The sequence below is a fragment of the Shewanella sp. 10N.286.51.B7 genome (genome assembly GCF_002873615.1).
Lineage (GTDB): Bacteria > Pseudomonadota > Gammaproteobacteria > Enterobacterales > Shewanellaceae > Shewanella > Shewanella electrodiphila.
Genome location: NZ_MCUF01000010.1, coordinates 1 through 564, shown reverse-complemented (window position 1 = coordinate 564; position 564 = coordinate 1). Strand labels below are relative to the sequence as shown.

Sequence of the window (564 nt, the reverse complement as noted above, 5' to 3'; positions counted from 1 at the left end):
GTAACTTATATAAAATTAACTTTAAATTGAAATTGATATAAAATGATTGATCTTATAATTGCCGCTATTATTCGCTACGGTTCTTCATTTTTATCTTTATTAACAAGCCTGTATATTGCAAAAGAACTTGGTGCTGCTGATTTTGGGAAGTTTTCTTTAACCATTTTTATATGCACAGCTGTTGCATCAATATCAAGTTTTTCAATACAGCGTACTGTTTTAATGTTTACTAGAGGAGATGGACCTGAGAATGTGGGAAGAATATTTGCAACATATCTCTCCGTGCTAGTATTAAGTTCATTATTGACTTTCTTTTTCTCCTTTTTATTTTATGAATTTTATATATCACTACTTATTGCAGTGACTGTTGCAGGTATACAATGGCAACTATTTAGTTCTTCACTTGTTATTGTTAATAGTATGTATTCAATAAGGAAGAATCAAACCTTCTTTTTTATTGGTCGTGCCGTTTGTTTAATATCTGTATATTTGTTCTCAATCGATGATTCTACATATATTTCATATTTATCTATAATGGCATTTTGCCTTTTATTACCTTTAATA

1 protein-coding gene is annotated in these 564 nt (G+C 28.9%); it reads left to right on the top strand.

What is annotated here, in order from left to right; genetic code table 11:
* Nucleotides 1-42: 42 nt before the first annotated feature.
* A partial coding sequence (locus tag BCU84_RS20590) for a hypothetical protein (protein WP_133146607.1) occupies nucleotides 43-564 on the top strand: 522 nt, incomplete at its 3' end.